The organism is Streptomyces sp. UC4497, assembly GCF_054871485.1.
In genome coordinates this window covers 21,210-40,175 of the sequence record NZ_JBTYHB010000023.1, presented here as the reverse complement: position 1 = coordinate 40,175, position 18,966 = coordinate 21,210, and the positions used below count along the sequence as shown (strand labels likewise).

The window sequence follows — 18,966 nt, the reverse complement described above, 5'->3', positions numbered from 1 at the left end:
AGCCGCGTGTGGGCGGGGGCCATGGAACGGCAGACACGAGGAGGGGGCGCCCCAGTGGGTGACAGGGGCTCCATGACGTACGAGAAGGGGGCCGCCGTGAGTACGGCGGATCGGGGGGACGGGCCGCCGAGGCAGCTCAAACGCAAGCTCGGCAAGGCGGACCTGCGGGCCGTCCCGGAGGTGCGGCGCGCACTGCGCGAACTCCTCCTGCACTGGGGAAGGCCCGGAAGATCGGAGGTGGCGGAGCTGCTGACCAGCGAACTCGTGACGAACGCGCTGGTGCACACGGACTGTGAGGCGGAACTCACGGCGACCGTGGGCTCGCGCTCCCTGCGGGTCGAGGTCCGCGACTTCGTCTCGCGCAGGCCCAGGCCACGCGTACCGCACGCCGACGACGGTACGCACGGCACCAACGGGCGCGGACTCATCCTGGTGCAGTCCCTCGCGGACGCCTGGGGCGTCGCGGCGCTCGGCCCGGATGCCACGGGCAAGGTGGTCTGGTTCGAACTGGACGGCGGCGTCGCGTGATTCCACGACGCCGCCGTACCACGGACGGGCTCAACCGAGCTGCTGCTCAAGGTCCTTGAGCTTCTGCTCCAGAGAGTCGAGCCGGGGCAGCGCCTGCGTATCGTCCTCCGCCGTCAGATCGACGGTGACGGGCGCCTTCTGGTCACGGGACCTGCGGATCCCTTTGACGGCCTGGAGTGAGGGGCGGGTGCGTAGCGGAAGCTGTTCCGGTGCCGGTGCCCCCTGCGGGAGTTCCGACGCCGGGGCCGCCGCCGGTATGACGGAATCCGGGCCGCTCTGCCCGGAGGCGCCCGCCTCCACCTGTCGTGGTTCGCGCATGCCGAAACCCCGGCTGAGCGCCTTCAGTTGGGCACGCTCCAGCTTCTGGTGCTCGCGCTGGCGCATCCGGTTCTCGGTCTTCTCCCGCTTGTCCTCCCGCACCTCGTCCACGGCCTCGTCGAGGGTGCGCACATTCTCCAGGAGCATCAACGACCAGGCGTTGTACGTCTCCAGGGGTGCGCGCAACCAGCGCACGATCCGGATCTGCGGCAACGGCCTCGGCACCAGGCCCTGTTCGCGCAGCGCCGCGCGGCGCGTCTGCTTCAGGGCGCGGTCGAAGAGGACGGCGGCCGAGAGGGACATCCCCGCGAAGAAGTGCGGGGCGCCCGCATGGCCGAAGCCCCTGGGTGCGTGCACCCAGTTGAACCAGGCGGCGGCGCCGGCGAACGTCCACACGAGTATCCGGGAGCCGAGCGCGGCGTCGCCGTGGCTGGCCTCGCGCACGGCGAGCACCGAGCAGAACATCGCGGCGCCGTCGAGCCCGAAGGGGACGAGATACTCCCAGCCCCCGGACAGGTTCAGGTTCTGCTGGCCGAAGCCCACGAGGCCGTGGAAGGAGAGTGCGGCGGCGACCGCCGCACAGCAGAACAGCAGCACGTAGGAAGCGGTGCCGTAGACGGCCTCCTTGCGCCTGCGGCGCTCCTCGGTGCGTTCCCACGAATCGTCGGAGAACATCCCCGCGTCCTTCTTGGCGCCCCCGGCGCGCCTGCCGCGCGCGAGCACTGCGACCGCCGCCAGCATGCCCAGGAGCAGTACGGCGCCCGGAAGCAGCCAGTCCAGCGATATGTCGGTCAGTCTCATCAAGGGTCCCTTGCATCGCGATAGGGCGGAACGGCGCCATATTGGCCCAGCCGCCCGGCCCCGCAGGGGGTTTCGGGGCAAGAGAACGCCATTGGTGTGCAAGGGGGCGCGTAAAGCGGTCGTACGCTCGAACTCCCGCCGGTAAAACGGGAGTTGAGTTCGAATTACGTCACTCGAACGGGTGGTTCAGGCCGCCGCGGCCGCGGTGAGCCTGTCGACCCGGTCCGCGTCACAGGTGCGCGGGCACGTCACACAGGTGTCCTGCGGACGCAGCGTGTAGAACATGCAGCAGCTCGCGCGGTCGCGGGTCGGCAGCAACTCCCCGTCGGGGCCCGTCAGTTCGCGGAACGCGGCCTTCCCGACGTACGGCTTCGTGGCGCCGGGCAGCAGCGCCTCCAGGTCGGCCATGGCGCGCCGCTCCTCGCCGAGGAGGTGGCCGAGGTACCAGAGGGACTCGACGATCTCGTCCGTCGCCATGCCCCACAGGGCGCGCGGGCCGCGCCGCATCCGCGGTCCGAAGCCGGCGAGCACGGGCTGAAGGTGCTCGGCGACGGCCGCGCGGACCTCGGCGCGCAGGGCCTCCTCGTCGGGGACGACGCGGGCGCCGGGCAGCGTCGCCGCCGGGTCGTCGGGGAGGCAGGCGAACTCGGTCACGTGGACGGCCAGCCGGCCGAGCGTGCGCTGGAAGGCGACCTCGGAGGCCGGGAACCGGGGCACGCGGCGGTGCAGGAACCAGGGGAGGGTGATCAGCAGGCAGGCGGGCCAGGCGTAGCGGTGCAGGCCGAAGCTCGCGATCACGTCGGGCCGGGCGCTGGTGCCGTAGTCCTTGAGCACCTGTGCGTTGTCCCACGCGAGGAAGGCGTCGAGCGCGGCGCCGCCCTCGGCGAGCCGCTCGGTGTGCACCCAGCCCGCACCCTCGGGCAGCGCCTGACCAGCAGGTACCTCGGTGACGCCCAGGCCCGGGAACACCTCGGTGAGGCGGGCGTACGCGGCCGAGACCGCGCTGGGAGGCGCACCGAGCGCCGACGTGGTGAGAGGCATGAGGGGGTCACCGATTCCTGATCGTTTACAGGTAAGCCTTACCTTACCCGACCGGGGTGGGGTTTGAACTGTCGGCAAGGCCCTCTATCGTTCGTCGTTGAGCTTCGGACAAACGGCAAGGAACGGCGGCGAAGGGGATGACCGGGGTGGAGCGGACGAGACCACGCGCGGCACGCGACTCCTCCATGGGAGTGCCGGAGCAGCGGTCGACGCCGGTCTGGGTGCCGCGGCCCTCCGCGCCCGTGTCCGCACCGGCCTCCGTCCCCGAGCAGAGCCGCGGTGAGCACACCCACAGCGAGCCGCCCGCGCCCGGACTCGCGGCGCGCGGGGCGGTCGAGCGGACGTCCGTGCGCGGCCAGGTGCTCGACGCGCTGCGGGCCGCGCTGGTCTCCGGCGACCTCGCGCCCGGAGAGGTCTACTCGGGGCCGGCCCTGGGGGAGCGCTTCGGGGTCTCGGCGACGCCGGTGCGCGAGGCGATGCAGCAGCTGGCGCGGGAGGGCGCGGTCGAGGTCGTGCCCAACCGGGGGTTCCGGGTGACCCGGCGCTCCGACCGCGAGCTGGCCGAGCTCGCGGAGGTGCGGGCGCTCGTCGAGGTGCCGGTGGTGACGCGGCTCGCGCGCACGGTGGCGCCCGCGCGGTGGGCCGAGCTGCGGCCGCTGGTCCGTGCGACGGCGGCGGCGGCCGCGGTGGGGGACCGGGCGGGGTATGCGGAGGCCGACCGGGCCTTCCACCGGGCGGTTCTCGCGTTCGCGGGCAACGACCAGGTGGTCCGGGTGGCCGACGATCTGCATCGGCAGGTGGGGTGGGCCGCGGCCGACCTCGCGGTGGATGCGCGGCAGCATGGCGCGCTGCTGGATGCGTTGGAGGCGCAGGACTGTGGCGCGGTGACCTTGTTGGTGCAGGAGCACGTTGCGGGTTAGTAATTTAAGCCCCTGCGGCGATTGAGCAGCGGGGTCCGGGGCGGAGCCCCGTGACGTGACAGCCCTACGCCGCCGCGGGCAACACTCCCGCCAACCACGTCGGCACACCGTCCAGCAACCGGAACAGCCGACCCGCCTCCGCGCGCAACCGCGCCTTCGTGTCCGGTTCCGGTTCGGCCTCTGCCAGGGACGCGAGGGCCGGGGCCGTGCCCACCAGGTAGCCGAGTTCCTCGCGGATGCGCAGGGACTCCGTGAATCCGTGCCGCGCCTCCGCCAACTCGCCCTCCCGCAGGGCCAGTCCGGCGAGGTGGCGCCAGGTGAAGGAGAGCAGGAGCGCGTCGCCGTGGGCCGTCGCGCCCGCGTGGGCCCTGCGGTACGCCGAGCGGGCCGCCTGCGGCGAGTCCGCCAGGTTCTCCGCCATCAGCCCGCGCCGGAAGTCGAGCAACGCGCGGCCTGGCGCACCCGGAGCGATGAGCGCCGCCGCCCTGCCGAACGCCGAGCGCGCCTCGTCGGACCGGTCCCGCGTCTTCAACAGCGTTGCCTCGTAAGCGAGTTGACCCCGCTCGCACGCCGCCGCGCCCCGTTCCTCGTCCGTATGGGCCAGTGCCTCCGCCGCACGCAACGCGTCCTCCGCGTCCGCCCACCCCTGCTCCGTGTACAGGCACCGCTCCACCAGCAGTGACGCCCGTTGCAGGGCCGCCCCCGCGTCCGCCGTCGCATGATGGTCGAGGAGTGCCGCGGCGTCGGCCCAGCAGCCACGCGAGCGCAACCGCCATACCGCGGTCTGGAGTGGATCGTCCGCTGTGTTCGTTCCGGTACCAGACATGGCGGTACGCGCCACATTGCCCTCCCGAGCACGCCATCGAGCCGAGTTGCCGTGGGGCATCTCAGCACGGATCAAGGTGCCCGGCCAAGGGGGTGGGTGAAAGATTTCACAAAGGGATGGGGTTCCCAAGCGCTCCCAAGATCGCTAGGTCCTGTCGTCAAACTCCCGTCGTCGCCCGGAGGGCGGCCCGGCGGCGTCTGGTGCGTGCGATCGCAAGGCGCCGGGAAGTCCTAGTAGCGGAGCTACTCGGGCTTTTCGGCAACGCCGCGAGCGTGCGTGCCAGGCGTCGCCGGGCAGACGGGAGTTTGACGACAGGGCCTAGGGAGGTGCGCGTGGGCTTGATGGGGCGTCAGCTCATCCGCAACGCCAGGAAGAAGTCCAACTTGTCCTCCAGGCGCGACAGATCACGACCCGTCAGCTGCTCGATGCGGCCCACGCGGTACCGCAGCGTGTTCACGTGCAGGTGCAGCCGGGACGCGCAGCGGGTCCACGAGCCGTCGCAGTCGAGGAACGCCTCCAGCGTCGCGATCAGCTCGGCGCGGTGCTTGTGGTCGTAGTCACGAAGCGGGTCGAGCAGCCGGGCCGTGAACGCGCGGCGTACGTCGTCCGGGACGAAGGGCAGCAGCAGGACGTGGGACGCCAGCTCCTGGTGGCCCGCCGCGCAGACCACGCCCGTGCGGGCGGCCGCCACGCGCCGTGCGTGCCGCGCCTCCTCCAGGGCGCCGCGCAGCCCCTCAGCGGAGTGCACCGCGGCGCTCACGCCGATCGACAGGCGCCCCTGGTCGGCGAGCCCGGCCGCGAGGGGTTCGCGCACGGCGGTCAGCAGGGTGTCCGCGAGCAGGCCCTGCTCCGAGCCGTCGTGCTCCGCGGCCACGGCGGGCAGCGGTACCAGGGCGATCGCCTCGTCCCCGCTGTGCGCCACGGCGATCCGGTCGGACGGCTCGGCGGCGTCGGGGCGCGCCCCGGCCTCCGGGGCGATGAGGATCTCCTCCAGGAGCGACTGGGCCACGGCCCCGCCCTCGGTCTTCTCGCCCTGCTGGTCCGTCCACTCCACGCGCGCCACGACGACCTGCCAGTGCGGGGCCGCGCCGAGCCCCGGCAGCAGCACGGGCGCCGCGACGCGAAGGCGCGCCGCGATCTCCGCGGGGGCCGCGCCCGCCTGCACCAGCTCGAGGACCTCCTGCGCGAGCCTGCGCCGCACCGTGCGCGCCGCGTCCCGCCGCTCGCGTTCCACCGAGATCAGCTGCGTGACGCCCTGGAGCAGGTCGAGCCGCTCCTCCGGCCAGTCGCCCGCGTCCGCCTCGACGGTGAGCAGCCAGTCCGCGAGGACGCTCGCCCGCGCGTCGGGGGAGGGCGCGGCGGCCGGCCCGTCCTTCTGCGCCGAGCCGATCGGGAACAGCGAGTACGTGACCCCCTCGACCGTCACCCGGTGCGGGCTGCGCCGCCCGGTGCGCAGGGCCGCCAGGTGTTCGGCCGCGAGCCGGGTGCGGATCTCCGCGGGCAGCGCGGGGCCTGCCGCCGACGAGCCCGCTATCGCGCGCCCCGTCGGGGAGAGCACCCAGGCCCGCAGGTCGAGGTCGCTGCCGAGCAGGTCGAGGACGACGTCGGGGCCGCCGCCCGCGGGCCCCGAGGTCATCAGGCGCCGGTGCCGGTCGACGACCGCCGCGAGGTCCCCGGCGCGCTCGCCCGAGACCTGGCGTACGACGTGCTCGGTGATCGTCCCGAACGCCACGGACTGGGCCACCGAGAACAGCGGCACGCGGTGCCGGGCGCAGGCCTCGACGAAGTCCTCGGGGACGTAGCCGAACTCGGCGGTGCCCGCCGCGACGGCCGCGACGCCCGCCGCGGCCATCAGCCGGGCGAAGGGCTCGGAATCGGCCGGTTCCCGGTGCCAGGCCAGGCCCGTGAGGACCAGCTCGCCGCCGGACAGGTAGCGGCTGGGGTCCCGCAGGTCCGTGGTCATCACGCCGCGGACCGTGCGGTCGAGCTCGTCCTCGCCGCCGAGGAGGCTGAGGCCCAGCGCGTCCGTGTCCAGCAATGCGCGCAGCCGCATGTGTTCGTCGCCGCCGATCTGTCTTGAAGTCGTACCGGAGTGGAACCCACGGACCGCTGCCCAGGGTGTCCCGGGGAGCTGTGTTCGTAGTTTCCAGAAGAAAACGGTGAGGTTACTGATGCCACCCGTTCATACGAATCTACAAGACACCCCCGCGGGCCAGCCAACGCGTTCATGTTTTCCGTGACTGACACTGCCGGAGCGCAGGCGGTGTACTGGCCTCACTCCGCGTGAACAGCACATGGACCTGAACAGAACGAGCCCCTGTGATCCGCACGTCCCGTGGCTCGATCGCATCGCCCCCACGACGCACGAACCACGCACGATCCCTGCCCGATCCACGAACCTCACGGAGAAGAGAGCCGTTATGGACTTCCTTCGCCCCGGCAGCTGGGAGGAGGCGCTCGCCGCGAAGGCCGAGCACCCCACAGCCGTGCCGATCGCAGGCGGCACCGATGTCATGGTCGAGATCAACTTCGACCACCGCCGCCCCGAGTACCTGCTCGACCTCAACCGCATCGGTGAGCTGAACGAGTGGGAGGTGGGCGGGGGGCCTTCGAACGACACCGTCCGGCTCGGCGCCTCCGTCCCGTACACCAAGATCATGGAGCACCTGCGCAGCGAGCTGCCGGGGCTCGCCCTCGCCTCGCACACCGTCGCCTCCCCGCAGATCCGCAACCGCGGCGGCGTCGGCGGCAACCTCGGCACCGCGTCGCCGGCCGGTGACGCCCACCCGGCGTTGCTCGCCTCCGGCGCCGAGGTCGAGGTGGAGTCGGTGCGCGGTTCGCGGCGCATCCCGATCGACGAGTTCTACACGGGGGTCAAGCGCAACGCCCTCGCCGAGGACGAGCTGATCCGCGCCGTGCACATCAAGAAGGCCGAAGGACCCCAGCAGTTCTCCAAGGTCGGCACGCGCAACGCGATGGTGATCGCGGTGTGCGCCTTCGGCCTCGCCCTGCACCCGGAGACCCGGACCGTGCGCACCGGCATCGGCTCGGCGGCGCCCACTCCGGTCCGCGCCAAGTCGGCCGAGGAATTCCTGGGCTCCGCTTTGGAAGAAGGCGGGTTCTGGGAGAACGGCAAGATCATCACCCCGTCGGTCGCCAAGCAGTTCGCCGAGCTGTGTTCCGGCGCCTGCAACCCGATCGACGACGTGCGGGGCACCGCCTCGTACCGCCGTCACGCGGTCGGCGTCATGGCGCGCCGCACGCTGACCTGGGCCTGGGAGTCGTACCGCGGCTCGGGCGTTCGCACGGAGGGAGCCGCGTAATGCGCGTCAATTTCACGGTCAACGGCCGTAAGCAGGAAGCCGACGACGTCTGGGAGGGCGAGTCCCTTCTGTACGTGCTGCGCGAGCGGATGGGGCTTCCGGGCTCCAAGAACGCGTGCGAGCAGGGGGAGTGCGGATCCTGCACCGTCCGGCTCGACGGGGTGCCCGTGTGTTCGTGTCTGGTGGCGGCGGGACAGGTCGAGGGCCGCGAGGTCGTCACCGTCGAGGGGCTCGCCGACCACGCCAAGTCCCGTGCGTGCGCGTCCCACGAGGGCGGTACGACGCTTCAGGACGCGCAGAGCTGGTCCGCCAAGGGCACCGACTCGCAGACCGGCGAGGGCGACGAACTCGCCCCGATCCAGCAGGCGTTCATCGACGCGGGCGCCGTCCAGTGCGGCTTCTGCACGCCCGGACTGCTGGTCGCGGCCGACGAGATGCTGGAGCAGAACCCGAGCCCGTCCGACGCGGACATCCGCGAGGCGCTCTCCGGGAACCTCTGCCGCTGCACCGGCTACGAGAAGATCATGGACGCGGTCCGGCTCGCCGCCGCGCGCCAGACACAGCCGGAAGGGGTCTGAGCAGCATGGGTACGACAGGAATCCCCGGCAAGGTCACCCAGGGGTCGCAGACCAAGGGCGGCATCGGCGAGTCCACGCTCCGTCCGGACGGCACCCTCAAGGTCACCGGCGAGTTCGCGTACTCGTCCGACATGTGGCACGAGGACATGCTGTGGGGCCACATTCTGCGCTCCACCACCGCGCACGCCGAGATCGTGTCGATCGACACGGGCGAGGCACTCGCAACTCCCGGTGTCTACGCGGTACTTACGTACGACGACCTCCCCGCCGCGATGAAGAACTACGGCCTGGAGATCAAGGACACCCCGGTCCTCGCCCACGGCAAGGTCCGCCACCACGGCGAGCCGGTCGCCTGCATCGCGGCCGACCACCCGGAGACCGCGCGGCGCGCCGCCGCCAAGATCAAGGTCGAGTACCGCGAGCTGCCCGTCATCACCGACGAGGCCTCCGCGACCGCGCCCGACGCGATCCTGGTCCACGAGAACCGCGACGACCACCACATCGGGCACGTCCCGCACCCGAACATCGTGCACCGCCAGCCGATCATCCGCGGCAACGCCGAAGAGGCCGCCAAGAAGGCCGACTTCGTCGTCAAGGGCGAGTACACCTTCGGCATGCAGGACCAGGCCTTCCTCGGTCCCGAGTCCGGCCTCGCCGTGCCGGCCGAGGACGGCGGCGTCGACCTCTACGTCGCCACGCAGTGGCTGCACTCGGACCTCGGCCAGATCGCCCCCGTCCTCGGCCTGCCCGAGGACAAGGTGCGGATGACGCTGTCCGGTGTCGGCGGCGCGTTCGGCGGCCGCGAGGACCTGTCGATGCAGATCCACGCGTGCCTGCTCGCACTGCGCACCGGCAAGCCCGTCAAGATCGTCTACAACCGGTTCGAGTCCTTCTTCGGGCACGTCCACCGTCACCCGGCGAAGCTCTACTACGAGCACGGGGCGACGAAGGACGGCAAGCTCACGCACATGAAGTGCCGCATCGTGCTGGACGGCGGCGCCTACGCCTCCGCCTCCCCGGCCGTCGTCGGCAACGCCTCGTCCCTCGCCGTCGGCCCGTATGTGCTCGACGACGTCGACATCGAGGCCATCGCGCTCTACTCCAACAACCCGCCCTGCGGCGCCATGCGCGGCTTCGGCGCGGTCCAGGCGTGCTTCGCGTACGAGGCCCAAATGGACAAGCTGGCCGACAAGTTGGGCATGGATCGGGTCGAGTTCCGCCAGCTCAACGCCATGGAGCAGGGCACGATCATGCCGACGGGCCAGCCCGTCGACTCGCCCGCACCGGTCGCCGAACTGCTGCGCCGTGTCAAGGCGATGCCGCTGCCGCCCGAGCGCCAGTGGGAGTCCAGCGAGGGCGCCGACGTGCGCCAGCTGCCCGGCGGCCTGTCCAACACCTCGCACGGTGAAGGCGTCGTACGCGGTATCGGCTACGCCGTCGGCATCAAGAACGTCGGCTTCTCCGAGGGCTTCGACGACTACTCAACTGCCCGTGTACGTATGGAGGTTGTCGGTGGCGAGCCGGTGGCCACCGTGCACACCGCGATGGCCGAGGTCGGCCAGGGCGGCGTCACCGTGCACGCGCAGATCGCCCGCACCGAGCTGGGTGTCACCCAGGTGACCATCCACCCGGCCGACACCCAGGTGGGGTCCGCCGGTTCGACGTCCGCGTCGCGCCAGACCTACGTCACCGGTGGCGCGGTCAAGAACGCCTGCGAGCTGGTCCGCGAGAAGGTCCTGGACCTCGGCCGCCGCAAGATGGGCAGCTACCACCCGGCGTGGGCGACGGCCGAACTCTTCCTGGAGGGCGGCAAGGTCGTCACCGACGGCGGCGAGGTCCTCGCCGACCTCGTCGACGTACTGGAGGGCGAGGCCGTCGAGGTCGAGGAGGAGTGGCGACACCGTCCCACCGAGGCCTTCGACCTGCGCACCGGGCAGGGCAACGGCCACGTGCAGTACTCCTTCGCCGCGCACCGTGCCGTCGTCGAGGTCGACACCGAACTCGGCCTCGTCAAGGTCGTCGAACTGGCCTGCGCCCAGGACGTCGGCAAGGCGCTCAACCCGCTGTCCGTGATCGGCCAGATCCAGGGCGGCACCACACAGGGCCTCGGCGTCGCGGTGATGGAGGAGATCATCGTCGACCCGAAGACCGCCAAGGTCAGGAACCCGTCCTTCACGGACTACCTGATCCCCACGATTCTCGACACGCCGACCATCCCGGTCGACGTGCTCGAACTCGCCGACGACCACGCCCCGTACGGGCTGCGCGGCATCGGTGAGGCCCCGACCCTGTCGTCGACCCCGGCCGTCCTCGCGGCGATCCGGAACGCGACGGGTCTGGAGCTCGACCGCACTCCGGTGCGGCCCGAGCACCTCACGGGGACGGGCCCGCAGGCCTAGTCCGCCTCCCCGGGGGTGCCGGCTGTCCGGCCGGCACCCCTTCGTACCAAAGCGTCTCGGGCCGTCCCCCGGGTCGTGCAGCCATCCCAAAACCCGTGCGCCGCAAGGCAGTTCACGGGAGCCCCTTTGAACCTTGGGAAACGAGGCACCATGACCCAGCAGTCCGTGGAGCCGAAGACCACCGCCGACGACGCGGGCGCGGGCTCGCGTCAGCCGGCCGGCAGGTCTTGGCTCGACCGCTACTTCCACATATCCGACAGAGGATCGACGTTCGCGCGTGAAGTGCGCGGCGGCATCACCACCTTCATGGCGATGTGTTACATCCTCCTGCTCAACCCCCTGCTTCTCGGCGGCCCCGACGCGGCGGGGAACAGGCTCAGCCACGCGGGCCTCATCACGGCCACCGCGCTCGCCGCCGCCGTCTGCACCCTCCTCATGGGCTTCCTCGGCAAGGTCCCGCTGGCGCTCGCCGCGGGCCTGTCCGTCTCGGGCGTCCTCGCCACCCAGGTCGCGCCCAACATGACGTGGCCGCAGGCCATGGGCATGTGCGTGATGTACGGCGTCGTGATCGTGCTGCTGGTCGTCACCGGCCTGCGCGAGATCATCATGAACGCGATCCCGCTCGCCCTGAAGCACGGCATCACCATCGGCATCGGCATGTTCATCGCACTGATCGGCCTGGTCAACGCCGGGTTCGTCGGCAAGGGCAACCCGGTCACCCTGGGTACGGGCGGCCAGCTCAAGGGCTGGCCCGTGCTGCTCTTCGCGGTCACCCTGCTGCTCATCTTCATGCTCCAGGCGCGCAACATCCCCGGCGCGATCCTGATCGGCATCGTCGCCGGCACCGTCCTCGCCGTCATCGTCAACGCGGTCTTCGACCTCAGCCCGAAGGTCTGGGGCGGCAGCCCGCCCGAGCTGACCGGCAGCGCCGTCTCCATGCCCGACTTCTCGCTCTTCGGCCATGTCGAGTTCGGCGGTTGGGACTCCATCGGCGGCATGACGGTCGGCATGATCGTCTTCACGCTGGTCCTCGCCGGATTCTTCGACGCGATGGCCACCATCATCGGCGTCGGCACCGAGGCCGGGCTCGCCGACGACAAGGGCCGCATGCCGGGCCTGTCCAAGGCGCTGTTCATCGACGGCGCGGGCGGCGCGATCGGCGGTGTGGCGGGGGCCTCCGGGCAGACCGTCTTCGTCGAGTCCGCCACGGGCGTCGGGGAAGGCGCCCGCACCGGACTGTCCTCGGTGGTCACCGGCTTCCTCTTCGCCCTCGGCCTGTTCTTCACGCCGCTCGCGCAGATCGTGCCCGGCCAGGTCGCCGCCGCCGCGCTCGTCGTCATCGGCGCGATGATGATGCAGAACGCCCGGCACGTGGACTGGTCCGACAGGTCCGTGGCCGTGCCGGTGTTCCTCACCGTCGCCCTGATGCCGTTCACGTACTCCATCACCGCCGGGGTCGGCGCCGGAGTGATCGCGTACACCGCGATCAAGGCGGCGCAGGGGAAGTTCCGCGAGATCGGCGCCTTCATGTGGGTGCTGACGCTCGTCTTCCTCGTGTACTTCGGCCTGCACCCGATCGAGAGCTGGCTGGGCGTCAAGTAGCCCCTCTCTCCCCGCACTTGTAAGGAGACAAGACATGCTGGACATCGCCGAAGAGCTGCACCGGTGGGTCGAGCAGGGGCGCGACTTCGCCGTGGCCACCGTGGTGGCCGTCGGCGGCAGCGCGCCCCGGCAGCCGGGCGCGGCGCTCGCCGTCGACAGCGAGGGCACCGCGATCGGCTCGGTCTCCGGAGGGTGCGTGGAGGGCGCGGTGTACGAGCTGTGTCGGCAGGCCCTGGAGGACGGGGAACCGGTCCTCGAACAGTTCGGCTACAGCGACGACGACGCCTTCGCCGTGGGGCTCACGTGCGGGGGTGTCATCGACATCCTCGTCACGCCTGTACGTGCGTCCGATACGGCTGTACGTGACGTGCTCGCGGGCGCGCTCGGGGCCGCCGCCACGGGGGAGGCGGCGGCGCTCGCGCGCGTCGTGTCGGGGCCGGGGGAGCTTCTCGGCGGCGCTCTGCTCGTGCGCCCCGGGGGCTCGTACGAGGGCGGGTTCGGGGGCCACCCGGAGCTCGACCGGACCGTGGCGGGGGAGGCGTCGGCGTTCCTCGACGCGGGACGCACCGGCACGGTCGAGATCGGCGAACAGGGCTCGCGGTGCGGGTCCCCGCTCACGGTGCTGATCGAGTCGTCCGTTCCGGCGCCGCGGATGATCGTGTTCGGCGCGATCGACTTCGCGTCGGCGCTGGTGCGGATGGGGAAGTTCCTGGGGTACCGGGTCACGGTGTGCGACGCGCGTCCGGTGTTCGCGACGGCGGCGCGCTTCCCCGAGGCGGACGAGATCGTCGTCGAGTGGCCGCACGAGTACCTGGGGCGGACGGAGGTCGACGGTCGCACGGTGCTGTGTGTGCTCACGCACGACGCCAAGTTCGATGTGCCGTTGCTCCAGCTCTCGCTGCGGTTGCCGGTGGCGTACGTGGGGGCGATGGGGTCGCGGCGCACGCACCTGGACCGCAATGAGCGGTTGCGTGAAGTGGGGGTCACCGAGCTGGAGTTGACGCGGTTGCGGTCCCCGATCGGGCTCGACCTCGGCGCGCGTACGCCGGAGGAGGTGGCGGTGTCCATCGCCTCGCAGATCGTCGCGGACCGCCGTGGGGGCACGGGGGTGCCGCTGACCGGTGCGCATACTCCGATCCACCGTGAGGCGGGGGCGGCGCGGCGCATCGATTCGGTGGCGTGAGCGGGGGCGGGGCCTGTCGTGTTGGGCGTGCGGCACCGGGGGTGCGGGGTGGTGCTTGCGGTGCGGCTTGCGCGGCAGCGGGGTTGTGGGTGGCGCTTGCGGGGCGGGGTGTGCGGCACCGGGGGTGCGGGTGCGCCTACGGCGCGGGTTGCGCGGCACCGTGGTTGTGGGGCGGCGCCTACGGCGCGGGTAGCGCGGCACAGGCCCCCACCCGGCTGCGCCGGTGCCCGGTCATCTCCCACCCGCCCGCCCCCTCCGGGGGCTTCGGCCCTCGTCGTCCGGGTGTGACCGGGCGCGGCATCGGGCGCTTGCCGTAGTGGGCCCTCCCTTCCCCGCTGTACGGCCGTGTCCCGTTCAGGCGGTGCCGCTGGCCCATCGCCACCCCACCGGTCCCTTGGCATGGTCGGCCCTCCCGTCTCCGCTGTGCGGCACCGTTCTGTTCCGGCTGTGCGGCTGGCTCGTCTCCCACCGCCCGCCCCCTCCGGGGGCTTCGGCCCGTCCGGGGCCGGGTTGCTGCGCCGGGGTCGGCGCCTGTCGTAGCTGTTGCGCGGCACCGGGTGCCGTCGTGCCGGGGCGGCGCCTCCTGTCCTGGTTGCGCGGCACCGGGTCTTGGGGCTTGGCCGGGGTGGGCGCTCTTGCGCTCGGCGCACGGCACCGGTCCTTGTCCGGCTGCGCCGGTGCCCGCCCATCTCCCACCCGCCCGCCCCCTCCGGGGCTTCGGCCCGTCCGGGGCCCGGTCGCTGTGCCGGGGTCGGGGCCTGTCGTGAGGGGTGCGCTGCACCGGGGTGCCGCCTTGCCCACCCTGCCGCCCCAGGCGGCAGATTGCCCAAGTCGGCGACGGCCGACCGCAACGGGTGGGGAGCCGTGCGTGCGGCAGATTGCCCAAGTCGGCGACGGCCGACCGCAGAGGGTGGGGAGCCGTGCTTGCGGCAGATTGCCCAAGTCGGCGACGGCCGACCGCAACGGGTGGGGAGCCGTGCTTGCGGCAGATTGCCCAAGGCGGCGACAGCCGACCGCAGGGCGTGGGGGGCCGCGGCTGGCGGAGGTTGCCCAAGGTGGTGGCGGCGTCGCCCGCCCCGGGTGGTGAGCCGGGGCGGGCGACGGATTGCCCACGGCGCGTGCGGTTGACCGTTATGGGTGGGGAGCCGTCGTTGCGTTGCTCACTCGTGGCGGCCCGTGCCCCGTCGGGCCGACGCCCCCGGAGGGGGGGCGGGTGGTGGGAGATGGGCGGGCCAACGGCCGCCATTTCAAGCGTCACGGCGGTGGCGGCCAATCAAACCCCGACGTACTCGCCGCCCAACGCAAGGACGACTCAGGAGGCGGACGGCTTGATCTCGCCCGCGAAGACGATGACCTGGTCGATGAGGCTCCGGCGCAGATGGACGACGTCCGTTCCCGCCAGGCGGGGGCCTCCGTCCGGCGTGGTGAAGACCCACTCGTAGCGGGCCCACTCGTCAGGCATGTCCACCGCTGAGCAGCGCACCATCGTGCCGGTCCCCGCCGGGTGGCGCCGGATGTCCAGCACGAACCGCTCGACCGCCGCGATTCCTTCGCTGCGACCCAACGGCCCCCAGAAGACCACGTCCGAGGTCAGGGCCTGGGAGAGCAGGGCAGTCACATAGGTGTCGTCCGAGGCGTTGAACGCGGAGATGAACGTGTCGATCGCGGAGCGTGCCGTCTCTTCCTGCATGCCCCAGTAATACCAGCCGTTGCGCGTGCGCTCGTCCGCGAGCCGCCTTCCGATCACGGTGGACCCAGAGACGGCCTGTGGGCCCGCGATACGTGGACCGCAGTTGCTGCGCGACTCCCGCGCTCGTGCGAGGCAATCCATCCACCGTTGTTAGGGTTGCGCCAAGACCGCAGGCCGCCAAGACCGCAGGCATTGAAGGAGAGGAGTGGATCGCGATGTTCGCTCGCCCTCTCTCGCCTTCTCCGGGGCGGGTGGCCGCTCGCACTCGGATTCCTGAGTCGCTGGAGCGGCGTCCGATCGGTACGAACGGTTACGTCAGCTCGTGGGGCGCGATCACGAGCGTCTGCCCACCGAAGGGCTGTTGAGCCCACCGCATCGCGGAGGCACGTCACCGGCCATGAGCCGGTGTGCTCTCATGCTCCCTTCGTACTGCTGGAGACGTCTCCTTCATGTCTGCTGTTTCGCGGATCACTGCTGCCCTGCGCTCGGACGCGGTCAGCGGCTCGCTACTGATCGGCGCCGCCCTGGTGGCCCTGGTCTGGGCGAACTCGCCCCTGTCGCACTCCTACGAGTCCCTGCGCTCCTTCACCTTCGGCCCCGCCGCCCTCCACCTGAACCTGTCGGTCGGGACGTGGGCCGCCGACGGCCTGCTCGCGGTGTTCTTCTTCATCGTCGGCAACGAGCTGAAGCAGGAACTCGTCCACGGTGAGCTGCGCGATCCACGCCGCGCCGCCCTGCCGATCGCCGCGGCCCTCGGCGGCGTCGCGACCCCCGCCCTGATCTTCCTCGCCGTCAACGCCACCACCGGCGGAGAAGCGATCGGCGGCTGGGGCATCCCGATGGCCACCGACATCGCCTTCGCCCTCGCCGTCCTGGCCGTCGTCGGCCGGCACCTGCCCACCCCGCTGCGCACCTTCCTGCTCACCCTGGCCACGGTCGACGACATGGTCGCCGTCCTGGTCATCGCCGTCGCCTACACCACCGGCCTCGACCTCGCCGCGCTCGCCGCCGCAGCCGTCGGCCTCGCCGTGTTCGGCTACCTGCAGAACGGCTCCGGCCGGGCCGTCACCCACGTGCGGACCCGGGTGCCGGGATGGCTGCTTTTCGGTCCCCTCGCGGTGGTGATCTGGGGCCTGACGCACGCCTCCGGAGTGCACGCCACGATCGCGGGCGTCGCGATGGGCCTGCTGATGTGCACGCGCCCCCGCGCGGGCGGGACCGTCTCCGCGTCGCACCGGACGGAAGAGGTGCTGCGGCCGTTCTCCGCCGGGATCGCGCTGCCGGTCTTCGCCCTGATGGCAGCCGGGGTGTCCCTCTCCGGAGCGGGCGGCTTCTGGACGTCCACCATCACCTGGGGTGTCCTCGCCGGGCTCCTGGCCGGCAAGCTGCTCGGGATCTTCGGCGCCACTTGGCTGACCGCGCGCTTCACCAGCGCGCACCTCAATCCCGAGATCGCCTGGGCCGACATCGCCGGCATCGGGATCCTCGGCGCGATCGGCTTCACCGTCTCGCTCCTGATCGCCGAACTCTCCTACACCACCGAAGCCCATCTCACCGACGCCAAGGGCGCCATCCTGCTCGCCTCCGCCGCGGCCTCGCTGCTGGCCGCCGCGATCCTCGGACGTCGCAGTCGGCACTACCACCAGCTCACGCAGCACCATGGCGATCGGCAACCGGCGCAGACCTCGAGCCCCGTGACGTAGGCCGGATCGGGCCGCGTCAACGTGCCGTATTCGCCGCGCACTTGACGTCCAGTGCGCGGCAGCCGACGCTGTGGGAGCGCTCCCGCGAGTACGACGTCCGGGAGCCTTCCGCAAGGCCGACCCGCCGTCCGAGCCCGCCCGACCGGCCCCCAGGAGTCACCGTGCGAAGACCCTTCAGACGCGCCGCGATCACCACCCTCGCCCTCTCCACCCTGCTCATCGCCGCGCCACAGGCCACGGCCACCGGCGCCGAGCCGGAGACCCAGCACCAGATACAGACCCAGCCCCAGATACAGGCACAGACGGCGACCGGCGGACACGGCCCGAAGCTCTACACGCCCGACCCCAACCCGGACGCCCTCCGGCAGATCGCGGGGCTCGCCCGCGCAGGTCAGTACCGCGACGCCGCCCGCATCACCGCGATGATTGCCACACCGCAAGCCGTCTGGTTCGGCGACCAGAGCCCGGCCGAGGTCGAGAAGCTCACGCGTGACGTCGTCAGGGACGCCGACCGGCGCGACGCCGTCCCGGTCTTCGCGCTCTACAACGTGCCGGGCCGCGACTGCTCCAACTACTCCGCCGGCGGCGCCGCCACCACCGCCGAGTACCAGGCCTGGATCGACGCCGTCGCCCGCGGCATCGGCTCCCGCGACGCCATGGTCGTCCTCGAACCCGACTCGCTCGCCCTGCTCCCCGCCGACTGCGGCCAGGACGACGCCCAGGGCACCAAGACCGCCGCCCGGTACGCCGAAGTGAACTACGCCGTCGACGAGTTGGAGCCCCTGCGCGGCACCCGCGTCTACCTCGACACCGGCCACCCCGGCTGGCACAGCGTCAACTCCATCGTGCCCCGCCTGATCAAGGGCGGCGTCGCGCAGGCCGCCGGCTTCTACACCAACGCCTCGAACTACCAGACCGACGACACCAACTCCTGGTACGGCAAGCTGATTTCGTCCTGCATCGCGTACGTCGAGGAGTCCTCCGGGGACGCCGCCGACTGCCCGAACCAGTGGGCGCCGCGCGCCGAGGCGCAGGCGTGGATCGACGAGCACGTGCACGTCCCGGCCTCCCGGATGGAGCACTTCGTGACCGACTCCAGCCGCAACGGCCAGGGCCCGTGGACCCCGCCCGCCGGCAAGTACACCGACGCACAGGACTGGTGCAACCCGCCGGACCGCGGCCTCGGCGCCCGCCCGACCCTGCGCACCGGCGACCCCTTGCAGGATGCCCGCCTGTGGATCAAGACGCCGGGAGAGTCGGACGGCCTGTGCCTGCGCGGCACCGAGGGCCCCGAGGACCCGGAGCGGGGCATGGTCGACCCGAAGGCGGGGGACTGGTTCCCGCAGCAGGCGCTCGAACTGGCGCGGTACGCCAACCCGCCACTGTTCCCCGCGAAGTGACGTCCGCCCGATCGCTCCCCGCGACGTGACGCCCACCCGGTCACTGCCCGTGCGGTGACGTTTCTCCAGTGGCGTCTCCGGTGGCGTCTCCATTGACGTCTCCCGTGGCGCCCTCCCCGGTGTCGTCGAGGGTGTCGTCCAGCAGCGCGTCCACCGCCCGTCCGAACACCCATCGCCCCGCCGCCGCGACCACCCGGTCCGCGGCGCGGGGCACTCCTCGTACCCGCAGCTCCTCGCGCCACTCGACGCGCGAGCCCCCGTCGCCGAGCGCCCGCACCTCGAACTCGGCCCAGCCGGTGACGACGCGGCCGCGCTTCTCCATCCGGCAGCGCCGCGGCGGCTGCCACGCGACGACCTCCATCGGGTCGTCGAAGCCGAACCGGCCGACCCCGGTGCGCGCCACGAACACCGTGCCCGCCGCGTCCGGCGGCGGGGTCGTCACCGTGACACGGGTGAGCGGCACGGAGTCCCCGTGCCGCTCCCAGTCGGTCAGCCGCCGCCACGCCTCGGAGGCGCGCAGCGACGTGTCACGGACGATGTGGATATGGGCGCTCATGTCGCGATGGTATGCACACGTCCGGGTGCGGTGTACGTGCCGGGGATCGGGCGGCGTGTCGCGCGGGACCCGAATCCGAAGCCCCAACTCGGCGTCCC

15 protein-coding genes are annotated in these 18,966 nt (G+C 71.8%); 9 read left to right on the top strand and 6 right to left on the bottom strand.

Features of this window, described 5'->3' with window-relative positions; genetic code table 11:
• Positions 1 to 72 precede the first annotated feature (72 nt).
• Complete coding sequence (locus ACYSUO_RS27650) at positions 73 to 528, top strand: ATP-binding protein (RefSeq protein WP_461778951.1); 456 nt, start codon at positions 73 to 75, stop codon at positions 526 to 528.
• Positions 529 to 558: 30 nt separating this feature from the next.
• Here ACYSUO_RS27650 and ACYSUO_RS27645 read toward each other — a convergent pair whose 3' ends face one another.
• Together ACYSUO_RS27645 and ACYSUO_RS27640 are read right to left on the bottom strand one after the other, a co-directional pair.
• Entirely contained in the window at positions 559 to 1,647 is a 1,089-nt protein-coding gene (locus ACYSUO_RS27645) for a DUF2637 domain-containing protein (protein ID WP_461778950.1), read from the bottom strand.
• A gap of 186 nt (positions 1,648 to 1,833) precedes the next feature.
• Positions 1,834 to 2,688: a (2Fe-2S)-binding protein gene (locus tag ACYSUO_RS27640; RefSeq protein WP_461778949.1), complete on the bottom strand. Its 855-nt coding sequence runs from the start codon at positions 2,686 to 2,688 to the stop codon at positions 1,834 to 1,836.
• Between the two features lie 185 nt (positions 2,689 to 2,873).
• Between ACYSUO_RS27640 and ACYSUO_RS27635 the strand changes: the two genes are divergently transcribed.
• On the top strand, positions 2,874 to 3,608 hold the full coding sequence (locus ACYSUO_RS27635) for a GntR family transcriptional regulator (RefSeq protein WP_461779021.1): 735 nt from the start codon (positions 2,874 to 2,876) through the stop codon (positions 3,606 to 3,608).
• Between the two features lie 64 nt (positions 3,609 to 3,672).
• On the opposite strand, the gene ACYSUO_RS27630 is transcribed toward ACYSUO_RS27635, so the two are convergent.
• Together ACYSUO_RS27630 and ACYSUO_RS27625 are read right to left on the bottom strand one after the other, a co-directional pair.
• Positions 3,673 to 4,449, bottom strand: a complete 777-nt coding sequence (locus ACYSUO_RS27630) for a hypothetical protein (RefSeq protein WP_461778948.1) — start codon at positions 4,447 to 4,449, stop codon at positions 3,673 to 3,675.
• Between the two features lie 334 nt (positions 4,450 to 4,783).
• On the bottom strand, positions 4,784 to 6,487 hold the full coding sequence (locus ACYSUO_RS27625) for a PucR family transcriptional regulator (RefSeq protein ID WP_461778947.1): 1,704 nt from the start codon (positions 6,485 to 6,487) through the stop codon (positions 4,784 to 4,786).
• A gap of 367 nt (positions 6,488 to 6,854) precedes the next feature.
• Between ACYSUO_RS27625 and ACYSUO_RS27620 the strand changes: the two genes are divergently transcribed.
• From ACYSUO_RS27620 to ACYSUO_RS27600, 5 genes are all read left to right on the top strand, one after another.
• Positions 6,855 to 7,757, top strand: coding sequence for an FAD binding domain-containing protein (locus ACYSUO_RS27620; RefSeq protein ID WP_461778946.1), 903 nt, complete (start codon positions 6,855 to 6,857; stop codon positions 7,755 to 7,757).
• A complete protein-coding gene (locus ACYSUO_RS27615; RefSeq protein ID WP_461778945.1) occupies positions 7,757 to 8,335 on the top strand; it encodes a (2Fe-2S)-binding protein in 579 nt (192 codons plus the stop codon). Before ACYSUO_RS27620 ends, ACYSUO_RS27615 begins: the two co-directional genes overlap by 1 nt.
• A 5-nt stretch (positions 8,336 to 8,340) precedes the next feature.
• Positions 8,341 to 10,734 (top strand): xanthine dehydrogenase family protein molybdopterin-binding subunit, encoded by a 2,394-nt coding sequence (locus tag ACYSUO_RS27610; protein ID WP_461778944.1) that lies wholly within the window; start codon positions 8,341 to 8,343, stop codon positions 10,732 to 10,734.
• A gap of 150 nt (positions 10,735 to 10,884) precedes the next feature.
• On the top strand, positions 10,885 to 12,336 hold the full coding sequence (locus ACYSUO_RS27605) for an NCS2 family permease (protein WP_461778943.1): 1,452 nt from the start codon (positions 10,885 to 10,887) through the stop codon (positions 12,334 to 12,336).
• A gap of 34 nt (positions 12,337 to 12,370) precedes the next feature.
• Entirely contained in the window at positions 12,371 to 13,519 is a 1,149-nt protein-coding gene (locus ACYSUO_RS27600) for an XdhC family protein (RefSeq protein WP_461778942.1), read from the top strand.
• 1,312 nt (positions 13,520 to 14,831) lie between these two features.
• Here ACYSUO_RS27600 and ACYSUO_RS27595 read toward each other — a convergent pair.
• A complete protein-coding gene (locus ACYSUO_RS27595) occupies positions 14,832 to 15,209 on the bottom strand; it encodes a nuclear transport factor 2 family protein (protein WP_461779020.1) in 378 nt (125 codons plus the stop codon).
• A gap of 449 nt (positions 15,210 to 15,658) precedes the next feature.
• On the opposite strand from ACYSUO_RS27595, the gene nhaA reads away from it, so the two are divergent.
• On the top strand, positions 15,659 to 16,912 hold the full coding sequence (gene nhaA, locus ACYSUO_RS27590) for a Na+/H+ antiporter NhaA (RefSeq protein ID WP_461778941.1): 1,254 nt from the start codon (positions 15,659 to 15,661) through the stop codon (positions 16,910 to 16,912).
• Positions 16,913 to 17,073: 161 nt separating this feature from the next.
• Entirely contained in the window at positions 17,074 to 18,312 is a 1,239-nt protein-coding gene (locus ACYSUO_RS27585; protein ID WP_461778940.1) for a glycoside hydrolase family 6 protein, read from the top strand.
• A gap of 40 nt (positions 18,313 to 18,352) precedes the next feature.
• Here ACYSUO_RS27585 and ACYSUO_RS27580 read toward each other — a convergent pair whose 3' ends face one another.
• Positions 18,353 to 18,868, bottom strand: a complete 516-nt coding sequence (locus ACYSUO_RS27580; RefSeq protein WP_461778939.1) for an SRPBCC family protein — start codon at positions 18,866 to 18,868, stop codon at positions 18,353 to 18,355.
• Positions 18,869 to 18,966: the final 98 nt, after the last annotated feature.